The sequence below is a fragment of the Gluconacetobacter entanii genome (assembly GCF_003206495.1).
GTDB classification, from domain to species: domain Bacteria; phylum Pseudomonadota; class Alphaproteobacteria; order Acetobacterales; family Acetobacteraceae; genus Novacetimonas; species Novacetimonas entanii.
This window is the reverse complement of sequence record NZ_NKUF01000018.1, coordinates 1-16,960: the sequence shown is the minus strand read 5'-3', so window position 1 is coordinate 16,960 and position 16,960 is coordinate 1. Positions and strand designations below refer to the sequence as shown.

The window sequence follows — 16,960 nt, the reverse complement described above, 5'->3', positions numbered from 1 at the left end:
CACATCACTCCCCATATTCCGCAAGGGCCGCATCCACGGCACGGCCGGAGACAAGGCCATGCCCCTGCTGGCGCAGCACCGCCTCCAGCGCGCCAAGCGTAAGCAGCACCCTGTTCTTCGCCGCGTTGTAGCCCATGGCACCAATCCGCCAGATCCGCCCCTGCAGGGGGCCAAAGGCGGAACCGATCTCGATCTCGAAATCATCGCGCATGCGCGCGCGCACCTTCTCCCCATCGATACCTTCGGGGATGTACACGCCGGTCACGTTGGCCATGCGGTGTGCGTCACTGCCGAACAGGGTCAGTCCCATCGCACGCAGGCCCGCCCCCATCGCGCGGGAGGCTGCGGCATGGCGGGCGAAACGCGCCTCCAGCCCTTCCTCGACCATGATGCGCGCGGCCTCGCGCGCGGCATACAGCATGCTGGTCGCCTCGGTATGGTGGTTCAGGCGCTTTTCGGACCAGTAATCCATGATCATGGACAGGTCGAAATAGTTCGAGGCAATACGCGCGCGCGTCCCGTCCGTGGTATTCGCGCTGCGGATCCCGGCCTCCACATGGCGGCGCGACATGATGTATGCGGCGGCACGGTCCGAAATCGTGATGGGCGAGGACCCCGGCGGCCCCCCCATGCATTTCTGCAACCCGCCCGTCACGATATCCACGCCCCACCGGTCGGTTGCAACCGGCATCCCGCCCAGCGTCGCCGTCGCATCGACATAGGACAGGACATCATGCCTGCGGCACAGTTCCCCTACCCCGTCGAGTGGCTGCGCCATGGTGGTCGATGTATCGCCATGGATGCACGCCAGCACGTTGGGGCGGTGCGCGATGATGCCGTCCTCGATCTGTTTCAGGGTCGCGACCTCGCCCCACGGGATGTCGATGGTGAAGATTTCCGCGCCGATCCGCTGCGCGATTTCCGACAGCAGCAGCCCGAACCGCCCCGCCCGCACGATCAGCAGCCGAGATCCCGGTTCCAGCAGCGAGACCAGCGCCGCCTCGATCCCCGCGCGGGCCGTGCCATCGACCAGGAACGTCCAGCGGTTTTCGGTCATGAAGACCGTCCGGTACAACGCCATCGTCTGGTTCATGTAGTCCGTCATTTCCGGGTCGAACTGCCCCAGCATGTCGGCCGCCATGGCGCGCAGCACGCGCGGATGAACGTTGACCGGCCCCGGTCCCATCAACATGCGTGAGGGAGGGTCGATCTGGCCAAAAATGTTCTGTGTCATCAGGAACGTCTTTCAAAAAGGCACACGAAATCCGTCAGCGCGCGCAGGGCGACCTCCACATCCGCCGCCGTCACGGCTTCGGCGGGGTTGTGGCTGATGCCCTTTTCACAACGGATGAACAGCATGGAGACGGGGACACGGTGCGCCATGACCATCGCATCATGGCCCGCGCCACTGACCAGCACGCGCGCGGGCGTCCCGGTCACGTCCGCCACCGCCTGCTCCATCAGGACGGTCAGGCGCGGATCGCACGGGGTGGCGTCAAGGTCCTGCTGCAACGTCACGTCAAGGATGATGTCGCGCCGGGCGGCAATCTGGCGGATGTCGTCGATGATGGCACGCGCCGCCGCGTCACGCACCGCATTGGTGCCCGCACGGACGTCGATGGTGAACATCACGTCGCCGGGCACGACATTGGCCGCGCCGGGCTGTACCTCAAGCCGTCCCACCGTCGCGACAAGGTCGGCGGGGCCTGCATTGCCAACCCGTTCCACCGTGCCGATCGCCTCCGCCGCCGCCGCCAGCGCATCGCGGCGCAGGTGCATGGCGATCGTGCCCGCATGGCCCGCCATGCCCTGCATCGTCACACGGTAACGGTGCTGTGCCGCGATCGCGCTGACCACGCCCACGGCGCGGCCTTCGGCCTCCAGCACCGGCCCCTGCTCGATATGCGCCTCGACATAGGCCAGCACGCGATCGGGGGCGATCCGGGCTTCGTCGATCCCCGCAAGGTCGAGGCCGAATTCCGCCAGTGCCTCGGCCAGCGTGACCCCGTCACGATCGGCCATCGACAGGTCGAACCCGTCACGCACCCCCGCCACCGTGCGCGAGGTCAGCATGGCGGCAGGAAAGCGCGACCCTTCCTCATCCCCGAACCCGATCACTTCGATCGCGAAGGGAAAGCGCCGTCCGGCCCGCGCGAAACCGGCCACCACCTCAACCCCGAGGATGACGCCCAGCATCCCGTCATACCGGCCACCATTGCGCACGCTGTCCACGTGCGAACCGATCAGCAGCGACGGTGCATCGGGCACAGTGCCTTCGTAACGTCCCACCACATTGCCCACGGCATCGACACGCACGGACATGCCGGCCTCATCCATCCATCCCGCGATCCGGTCCAGCGTCGCGCGATACCCCGCCCCGAGGTAAGGACGGAACAGGCCATCCGTGTCATCGGAATAGGGCGCGCGTCCCAGCAGGTCACACCGCGCCACGGCGCGCTGGCCCGAGGGGGGAAGCGCGGAAATCGGCGACAATCCTACCATGCTGCCACGCCTCCGTCGCTGCGCGGGTCGGTGGCCCCTTCGATCAGGCCGGTCCTGTCATGCCGCACAAGTGCGCCCGCATGCCCCATGGTGGAGGTGAACGGCCCCATCCGCTCCATCTGGTGACCTGCGGCCTGCATGCGCGCAATCAGTTCGGGGTCAAAGCGGTCCTCGTATTTCAGGCTGACGCTTTCCTCCCCCCATGTCCGGCCCAGCAGCCAGCGCGGCGCGGTGACCGCACGCTGCAGCGGCACGCCATAGCAGGCATAGCGGGTAAAGACGGCCGCCTGCGTCTGTGGCTGCCCCTCGCCTCCCATGGTGCCATAGACCATGGTCCGCCCGTCATCGAGGCGCGCGCCTGCCGGATTGAGGGTATGGAACGGCTTGCGCCCCGGACGCAGACCGTTCCACCCGTCGGGGTCCATGCCAAAGCTGGTGCCGCGATTCTGCCACACCACGCCGGTGCGCGGCAGGACGACGCCCGATCCATATTCGAAATACAGGCTCTGGATCATGCTGACGGCAAGCCCGTCGGAATCGATCACGCCCAGCCACACCGTATCGCCCGCCTGCGACGGATGGGGCCACGGGGCCGCGCGCTGCGGGTCGATGGAGGCCGCCATCCGGTCCAGCGCGCCCGCATCATCAAGGATATCCTGCGCCTGCACCGTCATCAGCGCCGGGTCGCCCACATGCGTGTCGCGATAGCGAAAGGCAAGCTTCGTCGCCTCCACCAGCGTATGCATGTAGTCGTAGCTGTCCACCTTCGCCGCGCGCAGGCGGTCGAACAGCGACAGGATCAGCAGGGAGGCCACGCCCTGCGTCGGCGGCGCCACGTTATAGAGGTCCGCCCCACGGATGCGTGCATGCAGCGCAGGCTGGTGCACGCCACGATGGGATTGCAGGTCCGACAGCGCAAGCGGACTGCCCAGCGCCGAAAGGTCGGCGGCAAGGTCGGCGGCGATACGCCCGCGATAGAAACTGTCCAGCCCCTCGTCCGCCAGCGCGCGCAGCGTACGGGCAAGGCGCGGGTTGTGCAGGATGTCGACCGCCTGCGGCAGGCGGCCTGCTGGCATGAACTGATCGGCGAAACCGGGGACGGCGCGCAGTTCATCGACCTTGGCGCGCGTGATGTCCGCCATCCCCGCCGTGACCGGAACACCCTGTTCGGCGTAATAGATCGCATCGCGCAGCACCCGGCCAAGCGGCAGCCCGGGCTGTAGCGCATGGCTCCATGACAGGGCCATGTCCCACCCGGACACCGTGCCCGCGACCGTGTTCGCCGCCAGCGGCCCACGCCACGGGATACGGTCCATCCCGGCATTGCGGTAGAACGCAACGTCGGCCTTCATCGCCGCCGCCACGCTGGCGTCGATGCTTTCCGCGCGTCCGTCCGGCCACAGCGTCAGCCAGAACGCATCACCGCCAATGCCGGTCATGTGCGGATAGACCACCGCCAGCGCTGCCGCCGTGGCGACGGCGGCCTCGATCGCCGTGCCCCCGGCCTTGAGGATATCCAGCCCTGCCTGGCTGGCGAGGTGATGGGGCGATGTCACCATCCCCCGGCACGAACGCGGCGTGTTGAGCATGGTCGGTCAGCCCCCCGTGGTCAGCGGTGTGCAGCGGGCAAGTCCCGCGCGTTGCAGTTCCCCGGCCACGGCGAACAGGGCGGCCTCCGCCCCCGGCGCACCGATCAGTTGCAGCCCCAGCGGCAGGCCCGACGGATGCGCCAGCGGCGCCGACAGCACCGGCACCCCCGCAAGGCTGATGGGCTGGGTGAACAGGCCAAGGTTGGCGCGGGCCGGAACCTCCCGCCCCTCGACCATGATGGTCGGCTGGTCGATGCGCGGCGCGGGGCCCACGGTCGCGGGTGCCACCAGAACGTCATGCTGGCTGAACAGTTCATGGATGCGCGCACGAAACCAGCGACGGAAGCGCTGCGCCTGCACCAGGGTGGCCGACGGCAGCATCGCACCCGCCATCAGGCGGCTGCGCGTGGCGGGGTCGTACTGCATCGCGCGCTGGCGCAGGCGAGCGAGGTGCAGGCTGCCGCCCTCGGCCGCGGTGATCAGGAAGGATGCGGCGCGCGCACGCGCGGCCTCGGGCAGTTCGATGACCGTCGTGCTGCCCAGATGACGCATCACTTCGTCAATGGCGGCAACGAAACCGGCATCGATATTGCGCGCGAACCATCCGCCAAGCCGCGCGATCCGCAGCGACGCGACATCGGGTAGCGCCTCGGGCGCGCGACCATCCATGACCGCGAACACGGCGCGCAGGTCCTCCACCGTGTCCGCCATCGGCCCCACGACATCAAGGCTGGCGGCAAAGGGATAGGCGCCTTCACGCGGGATGCGGCCGAATGTCGGCTTCAGCCCCCATACACCGCACAGCGCGGCCGGCAGGCGGATGGAGCCATTGGTGTCCGACCCCAGCGTGAACGGCATCAGTCCCGCCGCCACCGCCGCCGCCGAACCGCCCGACGACCCACCGGCAAGGCAGGCGGTGTCATGCGGGTTGCGCGTCGTGCCGGTATGCGCGTTCTCCGTGGAGAAGCCATAGGCGAACTCGTCCATGTTCAGGCTGGCCACCGCGATCGCGCCCTGCGCCTGAAGGCGCGCGACGACCGTTGCATCGTGCGTCGCGGGCGGGTTGCCACGCAGGACGATGGAGCCTGCCGTCGTCACCTCGCCCGCGATGTCGAACAGGTCCTTGACCCCGAACGGCACGCCCGCCAGCACGCCGGGATCCTCGCCCCGGGCGATGCGCTGGTCGATCTGTTCGGCGCGCGCCACGGCGGCGGGGCCGAAGATGCGCGTCACGCTGTTGAAACGGGTGTCGCGTGCCTCGATATCGGCGATGACGCCGGTAATGACGGAAACGGCGCTGCGCCGTCCCGCGCGGACGTCACTTGCGATCTGCAACGCCCCGGTGGGGTGGCGCGTGTCGTGGGCCTGCGTCACGGGGTGTACTCCCCTGCCGGTTCGCACGTATCTGGCAGGGCAAACCCGTTCAGCAGGTCGGCATATCCCTGCAGCAGCGCGGCATTCGCGGCCACGTCGTTCATGCAGGCCGGCGGGACGGCAAGCCCGATGCAGCGCGCGGCCTGCACCACTGGAAAGATGTCATCGCCGCCCTGCGCCACCGGCATCGGTGGTGGCACCGCATCGTCATTCATGGGGCTGCTCATGCGCTTCGTCTCCCGGAGTTCTGTGTCGTTTACCGGTTTCTTTTAGACGGGATCACATGCGGGGGGGTCAAGGCTGATCAGTTCGGGCGTGTCATAGGACAGCAGGCTGTCGAGGTGGGCCTGACCGTCCGCGACATACAGGTCGCGCCCGATGCCCTGCGCCAGGCGCTCGACGCCGAAGCGCATGCCGCTGATGGAAGCACCCGACAGCCCCATGCTCGGCGTGGCGGAGAAGGTGAAGTTGTGGATGTTCGCCAGCATCGGCGCCAGCGGGTCGGCCGGGTCGCGCGCGACGAACTGGTACCGCTCCCCAAGGTAGGGATAGGTGCCCAGCACCTCGCTTTCCTCGCCCGCGGGCGGGGTATAGCGCTCCCCCCACAATGCCACGGCATGCGCGAACGAACGGGTTTCGGGACGGCGCGACAGGTCCACGGCGAAACCGGTGCCTATGATGACGAAATCGAACGTCATCTCCCCCTTCGGGGTCTGCACCACGATCTCGTCCCCGCGCATGGACACGCCCTGCCACGGGCATCCGGTGTGATAGGCGAAATTCGCATGCCTGCGGCAACGCCAGAACGTGTCCTGCGGCGGTGGCTGGTTCAGTTCGAAGATGCGCCGCATGAAGCCCCAGCGAAGCCGGTCCTCCAGCGCGCAGAAATAGGCGAGGAAGCCCGTATTTTCCATCCAGCGGTACGGGTTGATCGAGGGGATTTCCCGCCGGCGTAGGCATAGCGTGACCGACCCGGCCCCGGCCTCGAGCGCGGTGGCGGCATTGTCGAAGGCCGAAGCCCCCGCGCCCAGCACGCCCACGCGCCTGCCCTTCAGGGCGGCGAAATCAATGGACTCGGACGTATGGGCGAAGCGGTCGCGCGGCAGGCTGTCGCGGATAAAGGCGGGCACATGCCATTCGCCACATCCCTCGATCCCGGTCGCAAGCACCAGCTTGCGCGCGTAATGGACCTGCTGTTCCCCCGACGCGGTGCGAAACGACAGGCGCAGCAGGCCGTCTTCCCACGTCACCCCTTCGAACGCATGGTCATTGGCGACCGGCAGGTCGAGGATGTCGCGATACCAGTCCAGATAGGCCTGCCAGTCCTGGCGCGGGATCTTGTCGAGCTTTTCCCACGCCTGCACGCCATAACGCGCCTCGAACCATGCACGCGGCGTCAGGCTGGGCACGCCAAGGTCGGGGCCGGTGACATATTTGGGCGTGCGCAGGGTAATCATGCGCGCGAACGTGACCCATGGCCCCTCCCCCCCGCGCGGGGCACGGTCGAACACCTGCACGTTGTCGATGCTGCCGCGCTTGAGCGCAAAGGCCGTGGCAAGGCCGCCCTGTCCCGCGCCGATGATCGCGACATCCAGCACGCGCCGCCCGTCATGATAACGCGGCGGCACCCATTCGCGCCGGGGATAGCCAATGACCCCAAGGTCACGGCGCACGGCCCTGCCGAGCGCGTCAAGACCATCGCGTGCGTCCGTGCCGTCATGTCCGTGCATCGTCATCTGCCTGTCCCACCGTCATTCGCGTCGTTACCGATGCAGCGGCCATGGCGTCCCCCGACGCCATGCCAGGCTGTCCCCCCAACCGCACCGTTGATGGAACCAGTGTAATCAGGCAGGCATCTGTTTCGTCCAGTAGAATGATTTGACCATTCTGTTTCCGAAAACAGAACAGCAGGCCCGGACAGGTGCTTACAGGACCTGTTCGTCCCCCACGCCCTGAATGCGGCGCAGTTCCTGGCGCAGTTCCTCGATCACCGTTTCCAGCAATGGCGGCAGCCAGCGCGATTCCCGCACATAAACCCCAAGGTCCGTCACCGCGCGCGTATCGCGCAGCGGCACATGGCACAGGCGTTCATGCCCGGCCTGCATCTCCACCGCCAGGGGCGACTGGAACGCAAGGCCGCTGCCGGCGGCGACCATGCGGTTGGTCAGTTCGATGGACCCCGTATGCAGCACGACATGCAGGTGTTCGTGCCACGGGCGCAGCATCGGTTCCATGACACGGTACAGCGACAGGGTGCGCGTCGGCAGGATCAGGCGATGGCGGACACATTCCTCGATCGTGACTGTGCGCAGGTGGGCGACGGGATGGTCGGGCCGCACCACCGCGCCGACCGGGAAATGCGCCACCGCGACACGGCGCAGGTCGGGATACAGCGCCAGTGAAAACGCGATGCCAAGGTCCACGCTGCCATCCTGCAGGGCGGAGACGATGTTCTTGGGCGAGCCGATTTCCACATTCAGGTCCACGGCCGGATACATCCGCGTGATCCGTTCAAGCAGCGGCGGCAGGAGCTGCCCGGTCACGCCCTCCACCGCCATGATCCGCAACCGCCCGTCCTGACGGCCGGACAGGGCGTTGATCTGCTCCTCCGTGCGGGCGGCGTCCTGCATGACGGTCACGATATGCCGCGCCATGATGCGCCCCACCTCCGTCAGGACCATGCCTTCGGGCAGGCGGTCGAACAGCGGCGCGCCAACCTCCGCCTCCATCTGCGCAAGCTGCCGGGTCAGGGCGGAGGGCGTGACGTTCAGGCGGCGCGCGGCCTCGCGGATGGAGCGGCATTCGCGCACGGCGTTGAAATAGGAAATCCCCCGCGCGTGCAGGCGCATCATGCGCGGGGTGCGCAGGACGGGTTCACTCATGATGCCACCCCTGCGGCGCGACGGGCGGACTCACCATGCCCGCAACCACCATGGCGGCGTGACGCCATCGTTCCACCATCGCGCATCGCACGCCATCTCCCATCAAGGTCCACCCCAGCATCCATCGCATCCGGCACCGCCGCGCCCCCATGGGGACACGGCGGTACGGAACATGCCCCGCGATGATACTTCATTCCCGCGACACCGCCAGAGAGTGCACCGGCAAAAGACGATCCGTGCTATCCCCCCTGCATCGCAAGGTGCGCCCTGCGCCGGATGCGCGCGGCAAGGTCCCGCCCGAAACAGGGCCGGTCAACATGCTGCCCCCCACGCGCCACGCATGGATGTGTCACGGACCACGCCACGGCACCGCCACGCACCACATGCCGGACCGCGCCGGACACGATGGGCGCGCCCGGGCATGGGGACAGCGCCCGCGCCGGTGCCTGCGGATCCCACAGCAGGAGGTCGGCATCCGCCCCCACCATGATCGCGCCCTTGCGGGGATGGATGTTGAATGCGCGCGCCGCATTGGCCGACGTGACGGCCACGAATTCCTCCGCCGACAGGCGACCGGCACACACCCCATGATGCCACAACAGCCCCATGCGCCCCGCAAGGTCGGGCATGGCGTCCGTCCCATCCCCACCCGCGCCGCTGGCACTCATGCCCAGCACGCCCGCCGCCAGCGCGCCCCACAATGGCGCATGCTGCGCACCATCGCGCAGCGGCGGCAGGCCGTCATCGCAGGGCAATGTGTCCACATCGTCCCCCTCCAGCACGAGATGCCGGGGCAGGACCTCCGCACTGACGCGCTGCCCGCGCAGGCGCGCGGCGGCGATGGCGTCCACCGCGTCGCGCGTGGAGACCGGCCCGACATGGACCGGCGCACCCAGCACGCCCGCCATCATGATGGCACGCGCAATGCCGCTTCCCTCGATCGGGGGGGCACAGGACAGGGCCTGCGCCTCCGCCCCCTCGATCCCGGCGCGGTGCAGGCCCGCGCGCAGGTAGGCCGCGACCTGCCCCCCATGGCCGTCGAACGCACATAACGCGCCCAGTTCCAGCGCATGGTCGATCACGCCCATGACCTGCGTATCGTCCATCGCCCCACCGCAGGACAGGCGAAAGGAGTTCACGCCGCACGCCTGCGTCACCTCCGCCATGCCACGCGCGACATCCGCGTCCCAGTGTCCGATCACCATGTGGGCGGACACATCGACCCCTGCCCCGCGCGCGGCCTGCCGCCAGTCCCGCCATGCCGCCCGCAGGCCCTGCCCGCGTGGCGCGGCGACGCAGTCGATCACGGTGGTCGTTCCCGCCGCCAGCAATGCCGCTCCCACACTGCCCATGCGATGTGCATCCGCGCCGATGCGGGTATGCGGGTCCACCACGCCGGGCATCACCAGTAGGTCGCCCGCATCCAGCACGTCACAGCCAGCCGGGATCTCCAGCGACGGGCCGATGGCGGCGATTTCGCCATCGTCGCCACACAGGACGTCGATCCTGAACGAAGCCTCCGCCGTGACCACCGTCCCGCCACGCACCAGCAGCATCATACCCCCGACATGGATAAGTGATTGATAAACCAATAAAAGTTTCCGGGTGCCGGTTTTTTTTCAAAAAGGCGGCGTCCTTCGAAGCTTTTTAATGTTTGCCTCCGGTACGGTCCCGGAATCAGGCGCATTCCTCAATCCCGGTGGCGACCGACAGGCTGCTGCCCAGCCGATCCAGCCTGCGCCGCACGCTTTCGCCCTGAATCACGGCCCGCCCCGACGCAAAGCGCAGGACCAGCCTGTCCCCATCGAACACAAGTTCCGTCCCGCGCAGCAGCGCATCGGTCCCGCCACTGACGCTGTAGGCCAGGCGCAATGCCTGCCCCAGCACCAGTGCGCGTGCGAACTGCGTCTCGTCCAGCAGCAGGCGCGACGGTTCAAGGCATGACGTCGCCATGTCCACGCCATAGCGCACCGCCAGCGTCAGGGCGAGGAAGGCGCGCGCCTCGTGCGAAAATCCCACCCCCTGCATGCGCAGGATCCGCAGGTAGGTCTGCTCCGCCCGGTATTCGGGATGGTCATACGACCCGACATCCGACATCCAGCACGCGGCATGGCGCAGGCGACGGGCCACATCGCCTTCCCCGGGGAAAAGCGGCGCGGTCCATGTCGCAAGGCGCAGCGGCAGCGTCATGCTGCGGCCCAGGCGGCCACACATCTCCCGCGCCACGGCCTCCTGCGGGTCCATGTCGGCCACGGCGGCCGCGACCTTGCGCATGTACCATCCCTCCCGCAGGCCATCGACGCAGAAGACCAGGCGCGCAGGCTGCACCCGGCGGATCAGGCGACGCAGCACGGTGGCGGCAAAGGGCGCATCCTCCAGCCGCTTGCGCGGCACCCCCGGCAGGCGTTCAAGCGTCCGACGCGACGAACCGATGATCCAGTCCGCCATCTCCCGCGCGGCTTCCGCGCCAAGTTCATACAGGTGGACGATATTGAGCGGATAGGACGTGCGCGCGATCTGCAGGCGCGCCAGCGCGCGGAACCCGCCGCCCACCAGATACAGCGACCGTCCCCGCACATCATCCAGCCATCCGATCTGCGACAGGTCGGTGTCCACGACCTGTCGCGCCTGCGCAAGGTCGCCCTGCGCGCGGTCATTGAGGCGGATGACCCCAAGCGGCAGCGTGCAGGCATTGAGTTTCTGCCCCCCCACCAGCCGGATCAGTTCCAGCGAACCGCCACCGATATCGGCCACAAGCCCGTCGGCATCGGGAATCCCGCACAGCACGCCGGTGGCGGAATAATCGGCCTCCTGCTCCCCCGACAGGATGTGGATCGGCACGCCGGGCAGGCGCGCGCGCAGGCCGGCCACGAATTCCGGCCCGTTGGTGGCATCACGCACCGCCGCCGTGGCAAGCACCTCGAACGGGCTTGCATCCATGCCGCGCGCGATCGCGTTGAAACGGGCCATGACCTCCATGGCCATCGGCACCGCCTCCTCGTTCAGGCGGCCCGTCGCGTTGAGGCCACGGCCAAGGCGCAGGACCACCTTTTCGTTGAAGATCGGCACCGGGTTGCGCGAAATCCCGTCAAACACCACCAGGCGCACGGAATTGGAACCCAGGTCGATGACGGCGGAACGGTCCTGCCCCGATGCGCCGCTCATGCCCGGGGTCCGGCCATGGTGGCGGGGGCCGGTGCGCCAGGGATGTCTTTCATGCCGGCCATGACGCTGCTGTCCTTGGTTTAATCCTCAATACTCTGCTCCGTGTGCCACGGCTGTGATGCGCTGACGCGGATACCGCCATCACCGGGGGCACGTCCACCACCCGAGGGATGTTCCATGAAATATTCGTGGGCCGAAAATGGCGCACGCCCCGGCTCCAGCCGTCTCCATACGCCATTTCGCTGCAATATCCATGACTGGAGGTTGTCCTTCAGGTCCGCCATCATGATCTGGTTCAGCACACGGTCATGCACCGCCGGGTCGCGCATGGGCACCATGCTTTCCACCCGCCAGTCCATGTTGCGCACCATCCAGTCGGCCGAGGAGATGTAGAGTTTCGCCTTGCGCGACGGCAGGCGATGCCCGTTGCCAAAGGCATAGATGCGCGCATGTTCGAGGAAGCGGCCCACGATCGACTTCACCCGGATGTTTTCCGAAAGGCCCGGCACACCCGGACGCAGGCAGCAGATGCCGCGCACCACCGCCATGATATGCACCCCCGCGCATGACGCGGCATAAAGCCGGTCGATCAGCCCCGGATCGACAAGGGAGTTCATCTTGAGCCAGATGCGCCCCGGCCGCCCGGCCTTCACATGTTCGATTTCCGCATCGATCAGTTCATTGAGGGTGGAGCGGATGGTCACGGGGGAAAAGGCGATCGCCTCCATCCGCGCGGGCATGGCGTAACCGGTCATGTAATTGAACAGCCGCGCCGAGTCGCGCACCAGTTCCGGGTCGCAGGTAAAGAACGACAGGTCGGTATAGATGCGCGCCGTGATCGGGTGGTAATTGCCGGTCCCGAAATGCGCGTAGGAGCGCAGCGTCCCGCCCTCGCGCCGGACGACGAGGCTGAGCTTCGCATGGGTCTTGAGGTCGGAGAAGCCGAACACGACCTGCACGCCCGCCGCCTCCAGCGCGCGGGCAAGGCGGATGTTCGCCTCCTCGTCGAAACGCGCGCGCAGTTCGACCATCGCGGTGACGGACTTGCCCGCCTCCGCCGCCTCGATCAGGGCCTTGACGATCGGGCTGTCGCGCGACGTGCGGTACAGCGTCTGCTTGATCGCCACCACCGCCGGGTCCAGCGCCGCCTGCCGCAGGAACTGCACCACCACGTCGAAACTCTCGAACGGGTGGTGCACGATCATGTCGCGCGCGCGGATCGCGGCAAAGCAGTCGCCTCCGCAATCAATGATCCGTTCGGGGAAACGCGGCGTATAGGGCGGGAACAGGAGGTCGGGCCGGTCATCGACGATCATCTGCTTGAGATCGACGACACCGATCAGCCCCGACTGCACCAGCACCTCGTCCGGGGGGGCATCAAGGGACGCCGCCATCGACCGGGCAAGGTCCTCGGGCATACGCGCCTCGATATCGAGGTGGATGACCACACCGCGACGCCGGCGTTTCAGCGCGCTTTCATACGAGCGGACCAGGTCCTCGGCCTCGTCCTCGAACTCCACGTCGGTGTCGCGCACGACGCGCATCACGCCCCATTCGCCCGCGACAAGGCCGGGGAACAGGCGGCCGATGCACATCACGATCAGGCGTTCGAGCAGGATGAAGCGCGTCTGTCCCGGCGGCGACAGGGAATCGGGCATGCGGATGAAGCGTTCGATGCGCGAGGGCAGCAGGATCAGCGCCTCCATCACGAACTGCCCGGTGCGCGCGTTCATCAGGCGCAGCGCCTGCGCGATTCCCATGTTGGGAATGAACGGCAGCGGATGGGCCGGGTCGATCGCAAGCGGCGTCAGCACGGGGAAGACCCGCTCCATGAAGCAGGTGTCGAGCCATTCGCGCTCCGCCGTGTCCAGTTGCTCCTCGTCACACAGCACGATGCCCGCGCCGGAGAGTTCATGCAGCAGGTCGCGCCAGATGCGCTGCTGCTCATGCAGGAGGCGGGCGGTACGCTCGCGCACCGCGACAAGCTGCTGCGCCGGGGTCAGGCCATCGGGCGACGGCGCGATCAGCCCCTCGCGCACCTGTCCGACAAGGCCCGCGACACGCACGGAGTAGAATTCGTCAAGGTTGCTGGCGCTGATGGACAGGAACCGCACCCGTTCCAGCAGCGGGTTGCGCGGGTTGTCCGCCTCGTCCACCACGCGCTGGTTGAAGTCCAGCCATGACAGTTCACGGTTGATGAAGCGTTCGGGCGAATTCATGCCGGGGCATGGCGCTTCCGCAACCTGTTCATGCACCACCAGCGCCTGCGAGGGCGGCTCCTTGCGCGTGCGGGCGCGCGGGGCCCGGCGCACGGGACGGCGCGGCGCGTCTTTGCCATCCCCGGCCGCCGGGGTGGTGGAGGCTGACTTGCGCGGAGGTCTGGACAAGGAACTCGATCTCCCGATTGGGGGCCTGCGTGCGGGGGACGGGCATGGCCGGAAGGACAGGTCCACCCACACTAGGCCAGCAGCCCGAACCTTGACCAGAGGGGGCGCGCCTATTCCGCCCCGTCCACCATGATGGCGTCGGCATCCGGGTCGCTGTCCATCCCCATGTCCGCCATGGCCGGGTCATGCGCCAGCAGGTCGCCCAGTTCAGCGATCGCCATCGCGCGCGTCACCGCCCGCCCGGTGGCAAGGGCCACATGGTCCAGCCGCCGCGCCACCTCCAGCATGGTCGCGGCCGTGCGCGGCAGGCGCGGCAGCAGCCAGTCCACGACGGCGGGGGCCACGACGATCTGGCGTTCGGCCAGCAGGCGCAGCAGCACGATACGCAGCAGCATGTCCTCGGGCTGTCGCACCTCCACCGCCATGGTCGCGCGCAGCCTGCTGCCAAGGTCGGGCAATGTGACGGGCCAGTGCGCGGGCGGTCGGCGGCCACTCAGGGCAAGGGCCATGCCATGTTCGCGCGCGCCGTTGAGCAGGTGCAGCACCGCGCGTTCATCCCCGCAGCGTTCGGCATCGTCCACCGCAATGGCCACGATGCCCGACCCGCGTCCCGCGCCAAAGATGCGCGCGACATCCGCGCGCGTCAGGTCCGGCCCCGACAGCAGTACGGCATCATGCTCGGCCGCCCATATTTCCAGCAGGTGCGTCTTGCCACATCCGCGCGCGCCCCACAGGGCAAGCCGCCGGTCGGGCCATGCCGTGCGGCCAAGAAGCCATGCGCGCGCGACCGCGTTGGACGGCGCGGCCACGAAATCCGCGCGCGTGAAGCGTGGCATGTGCGCAAAGGGCAACACAAGCTGCCCGATCGTGTCGCGGATCGGCATTTTCTCCGTTTTCAGCCCCGTGCACCCAACCACCGCTTGGAGCGCGGCCCCGGCTTGACGTAAAGAAGCGCGAAGACCGTATTGACCCCAATGCTGTCGCATCCATCGCGTCCTCCATAGCCTGCGTGCGGGAGTCCGGGGAAGCGATAGTTTGACGATGAAGGCCCTTGCGCATGACCTCCACCCCTTCCACCCCCCTGTCCACCGACGCCACGGACGCGACCGCGGGCGCAACCTATCGCGACGCGGGCGTGGACATCGCCGCGGGCGACGCGCTGGTGGAGGTGATCAAGCCCGCAGCGCGCGCAACCGACCGTCCCGGCACGATGGGGGGACTTGGCGGCTTTGGCGCCCTGTTCGACCTGAAGGCGGCAGGCTTCACCGACCCGGTGCTGGTGTCGTGCACCGATGGCGTGGGCACGAAGCTGATGATCGCGATCGAAAGCGGCCTGCATGAAACGGTGGGCATCGACCTTGTGGCGATGTGCGTGAACGACCTTGTGGTACAGGGGGCGACGCCGCTCTTCTTCCTTGATTATTTCGCAACGGGCCACCTGTCGGTGGACGACGCGGCCAAGGTCGTGCGCGGGATCGCCGCTGGCTGCTCCGGTTCCGGCTGTGCCCTCGTGGGGGGGGAGACGGCGGAAATGCCGGGCATGTATGCCGCGGGCCATTATGACCTTGCCGGGTTCTCGGTCGGGGCGGCTGAACGCACCGCCCTGCTGCCGCGCGACATCCGCCCCGGTGACACGCTGATCGGCCTGCCGTCGGCGGGCGTGCATTCCAACGGCTTCTCGCTGGTGCGCGCCATCGTCAAGCGCTCCGGCCTGGCATGGGACGCGCCGTGCCCCTTTGCCGGGGGGCAGACGCTGGCGCAGGCGCTGATGACCCCGACGAAGCTGTATGTCCACCAGATGCTGAACCTGCATCATGCGGGCCTGCTGCAGGCGGCGGCGCACATCACCGGCGGCGGCCTGCCGGGCAACCTGCCGCGCGTCCTGCCGCGTGGCATGCGCGCCGTGATCGACGCCGCATGGCCCGTCCCGCCCGTGTTCAACTGGCTGGCGAAGACCGGGCAGGTCACGACGGAGGAAATGCTGCGCGTCTTCAACTGCGGCCTTGGCATGGTGCTGGTCACCCGTGACCCCGAAACCGTGATGAAGCGCCTTCACGATGCCGGGGAAGCCGCCCATGTCATCGGCCGGATCGAGGCCGCCGACAGCGCGGACGCGCCGGCGTCGCTGGAGATGAAGGTGTCGCCCGATTTCGGTGTGGCGGGTGCGGGCGCCTGAGGATGACGGTCACGAAGAAACGCCCGATCGGTATCCTCATCAGCGGGCGCGGCAGCAACATGGGCGCGCTGATCGCGGCGTGCGCGGCGGCGGATTACCCGGCGCGCATCGCCATCGTCATCAGCAACAACCCCGACGCGCCGGGACTGGAAACCGCGCGGGCGGCGGGACTTGCGACGAAGGCGATCGACCATCGCACCTTCGGCCGCGACCGCGCGGCGCATGAACGCGTGATCGACGCCACCCTGCGCGATGCGGGGGTGGAGGTCGTCTGCCTTGCCGGATACATGCGCCTGCTGACGCCGTTCCTGACGCAGGCATGGGCGGGGCGGATGCTCAATATCCATCCCAGCCTGCTGCCCTCCTTCCCGGGCCTGCACACGCATGAACGCGCGTTGCAGGCCGGGGTGCGGCTGCATGGATGCACCGTGCATCTGGTCACGGAGGTGATGGACGAAGGCCCGATCATCGGGCAGGCGGCGGTGCCGGTCCTGCATGGTGATACACCCGACAGCCTCGCCGCGCGTATCCTGACGCAGGAACACCTGCTGTATCCGGCGGCGCTGCGCCGGGTGCTGATGCCTGACACACGGCCCGAAGCTACAGCGGACGCGCTGTTGTGTGTCTGAAACAATCTGTTGATAACAAATAAAAGTTTTCGAGTGCCGCCTTTTTCCCAAAAAGGCGGCGTCTCTTGAAGCTTTTTGGGGTCTGTTGGGAATTGTACTTTTTCAAAGTCACCAAATGTGATTCAAAATCCGTATGGATCGCTTCGTACTGACAGATGCCCAATGGGCGAAAATGGAACCGCTGTGCCTTGGCAAGAAAACAGATCGCGGGCGCAGCGGGCAGGACAACCGTCTTTTCATCGAGGCAGTCTTATGG

14 protein-coding genes and 1 pseudogene are annotated in these 16,960 nt (G+C 67.6%); 3 read left to right on the top strand and 12 right to left on the bottom strand.

Annotated elements, in window-relative coordinates; genetic code table 11:
• Positions 1–4 precede the first annotated feature (4 nt).
• From CFR72_RS09335 to CFR72_RS09285, 12 genes are all read right to left on the bottom strand, one after another.
• Positions 5–1,234 carry a pyridoxal-phosphate-dependent aminotransferase family protein gene (locus CFR72_RS09335; protein WP_110913699.1) on the bottom strand — a complete coding sequence of 410 codons (1,230 nt, stop codon included), beginning with the start codon at positions 1,232–1,234 and terminating at the stop codon, positions 5–7.
• Complete coding sequence (locus CFR72_RS09330; RefSeq protein WP_110913698.1) at positions 1,234–2,502, bottom strand: allantoate amidohydrolase; 1,269 nt, start codon at positions 2,500–2,502, stop codon at positions 1,234–1,236. Before CFR72_RS09330 ends, CFR72_RS09335 begins: the two co-directional genes overlap by 1 nt.
• Complete coding sequence (locus CFR72_RS09325; RefSeq protein WP_110913697.1) at positions 2,496–4,091, bottom strand: gamma-glutamyltransferase family protein; 1,596 nt, start codon at positions 4,089–4,091, stop codon at positions 2,496–2,498. The genes CFR72_RS09330 and CFR72_RS09325 overlap by 7 nt, the downstream gene beginning before the upstream one ends.
• Positions 4,092–4,097: 6 nt before the next feature.
• Complete coding sequence (locus tag CFR72_RS09320; RefSeq protein ID WP_110913696.1) at positions 4,098–5,465, bottom strand: AtzE family amidohydrolase; 1,368 nt, start codon at positions 5,463–5,465, stop codon at positions 4,098–4,100.
• Positions 5,462–5,692 (bottom strand): DUF4089 domain-containing protein, encoded by a 231-nt coding sequence (locus tag CFR72_RS09315; RefSeq protein WP_110913695.1) that lies wholly within the window; start codon positions 5,690–5,692, stop codon positions 5,462–5,464. The genes CFR72_RS09320 and CFR72_RS09315 overlap by 4 nt, the downstream gene beginning before the upstream one ends.
• Positions 5,693–5,734: 42 nt before the next feature.
• Entirely contained in the window at positions 5,735–7,201 is a 1,467-nt protein-coding gene (locus CFR72_RS09310) for an NAD(P)-binding domain-containing protein (RefSeq protein ID WP_208629999.1), read from the bottom strand.
• Positions 7,202–7,390: 189 nt separating this feature from the next.
• The gene (locus CFR72_RS09305; protein ID WP_110913694.1) at positions 7,391–8,347 is read right to left on the bottom strand and encodes a LysR family transcriptional regulator; all 957 of its coding nucleotides are present in this window, start codon (positions 8,345–8,347) and stop codon (positions 7,391–7,393) included.
• Complete coding sequence (locus tag CFR72_RS17205) at positions 8,344–8,541, bottom strand: hypothetical protein (RefSeq protein WP_146220700.1); 198 nt, start codon at positions 8,539–8,541, stop codon at positions 8,344–8,346. Before CFR72_RS17205 ends, CFR72_RS09305 begins: the two co-directional genes overlap by 4 nt.
• Positions 8,542–8,586: 45 nt before the next feature.
• Positions 8,587–9,939, bottom strand: coding sequence for an amidohydrolase family protein (locus CFR72_RS09300; protein ID WP_244182238.1), 1,353 nt, complete (start codon positions 9,937–9,939; stop codon positions 8,587–8,589).
• 85 nt (positions 9,940–10,024) lie between these two features.
• Positions 10,025–11,512 (bottom strand): Ppx/GppA family phosphatase, encoded by a 1,488-nt coding sequence (locus CFR72_RS09295; protein ID WP_110913693.1) that lies wholly within the window; start codon positions 11,510–11,512, stop codon positions 10,025–10,027.
• An 80-nt stretch (positions 11,513–11,592) separates the two neighbouring features.
• Positions 11,593–13,731, bottom strand: coding sequence for an RNA degradosome polyphosphate kinase (locus tag CFR72_RS09290; RefSeq protein ID WP_227744541.1), 2,139 nt, complete (start codon positions 13,729–13,731; stop codon positions 11,593–11,595).
• 278 nt (positions 13,732–14,009) lie between these two features.
• Complete coding sequence (locus CFR72_RS09285) at positions 14,010–14,783, bottom strand: P-loop NTPase family protein (RefSeq protein ID WP_227744539.1); 774 nt, start codon at positions 14,781–14,783, stop codon at positions 14,010–14,012.
• 173 nt (positions 14,784–14,956) lie between these two features.
• Here CFR72_RS09285 and purM point away from each other — a divergent pair, with 173 nt between their 5' ends.
• The 3 genes and pseudogenes from purM to CFR72_RS18040 all read left to right on the top strand — a co-directional run.
• The gene (gene purM / locus CFR72_RS09280; RefSeq protein ID WP_110913691.1) at positions 14,957–16,075 is read left to right on the top strand and encodes a phosphoribosylformylglycinamidine cyclo-ligase; all 1,119 of its coding nucleotides are present in this window, start codon (positions 14,957–14,959) and stop codon (positions 16,073–16,075) included.
• 2 nt (positions 16,076–16,077) lie between these two features.
• A complete protein-coding gene (gene purN / locus CFR72_RS09275; RefSeq protein WP_110913690.1) occupies positions 16,078–16,704 on the top strand; it encodes a phosphoribosylglycinamide formyltransferase in 627 nt (208 codons plus the stop codon).
• 133 nt (positions 16,705–16,837) lie between these two features.
• Positions 16,838–16,960: pseudogene (locus CFR72_RS18040) on the top strand (IS5/IS1182 family transposase); the annotation flags it as partial.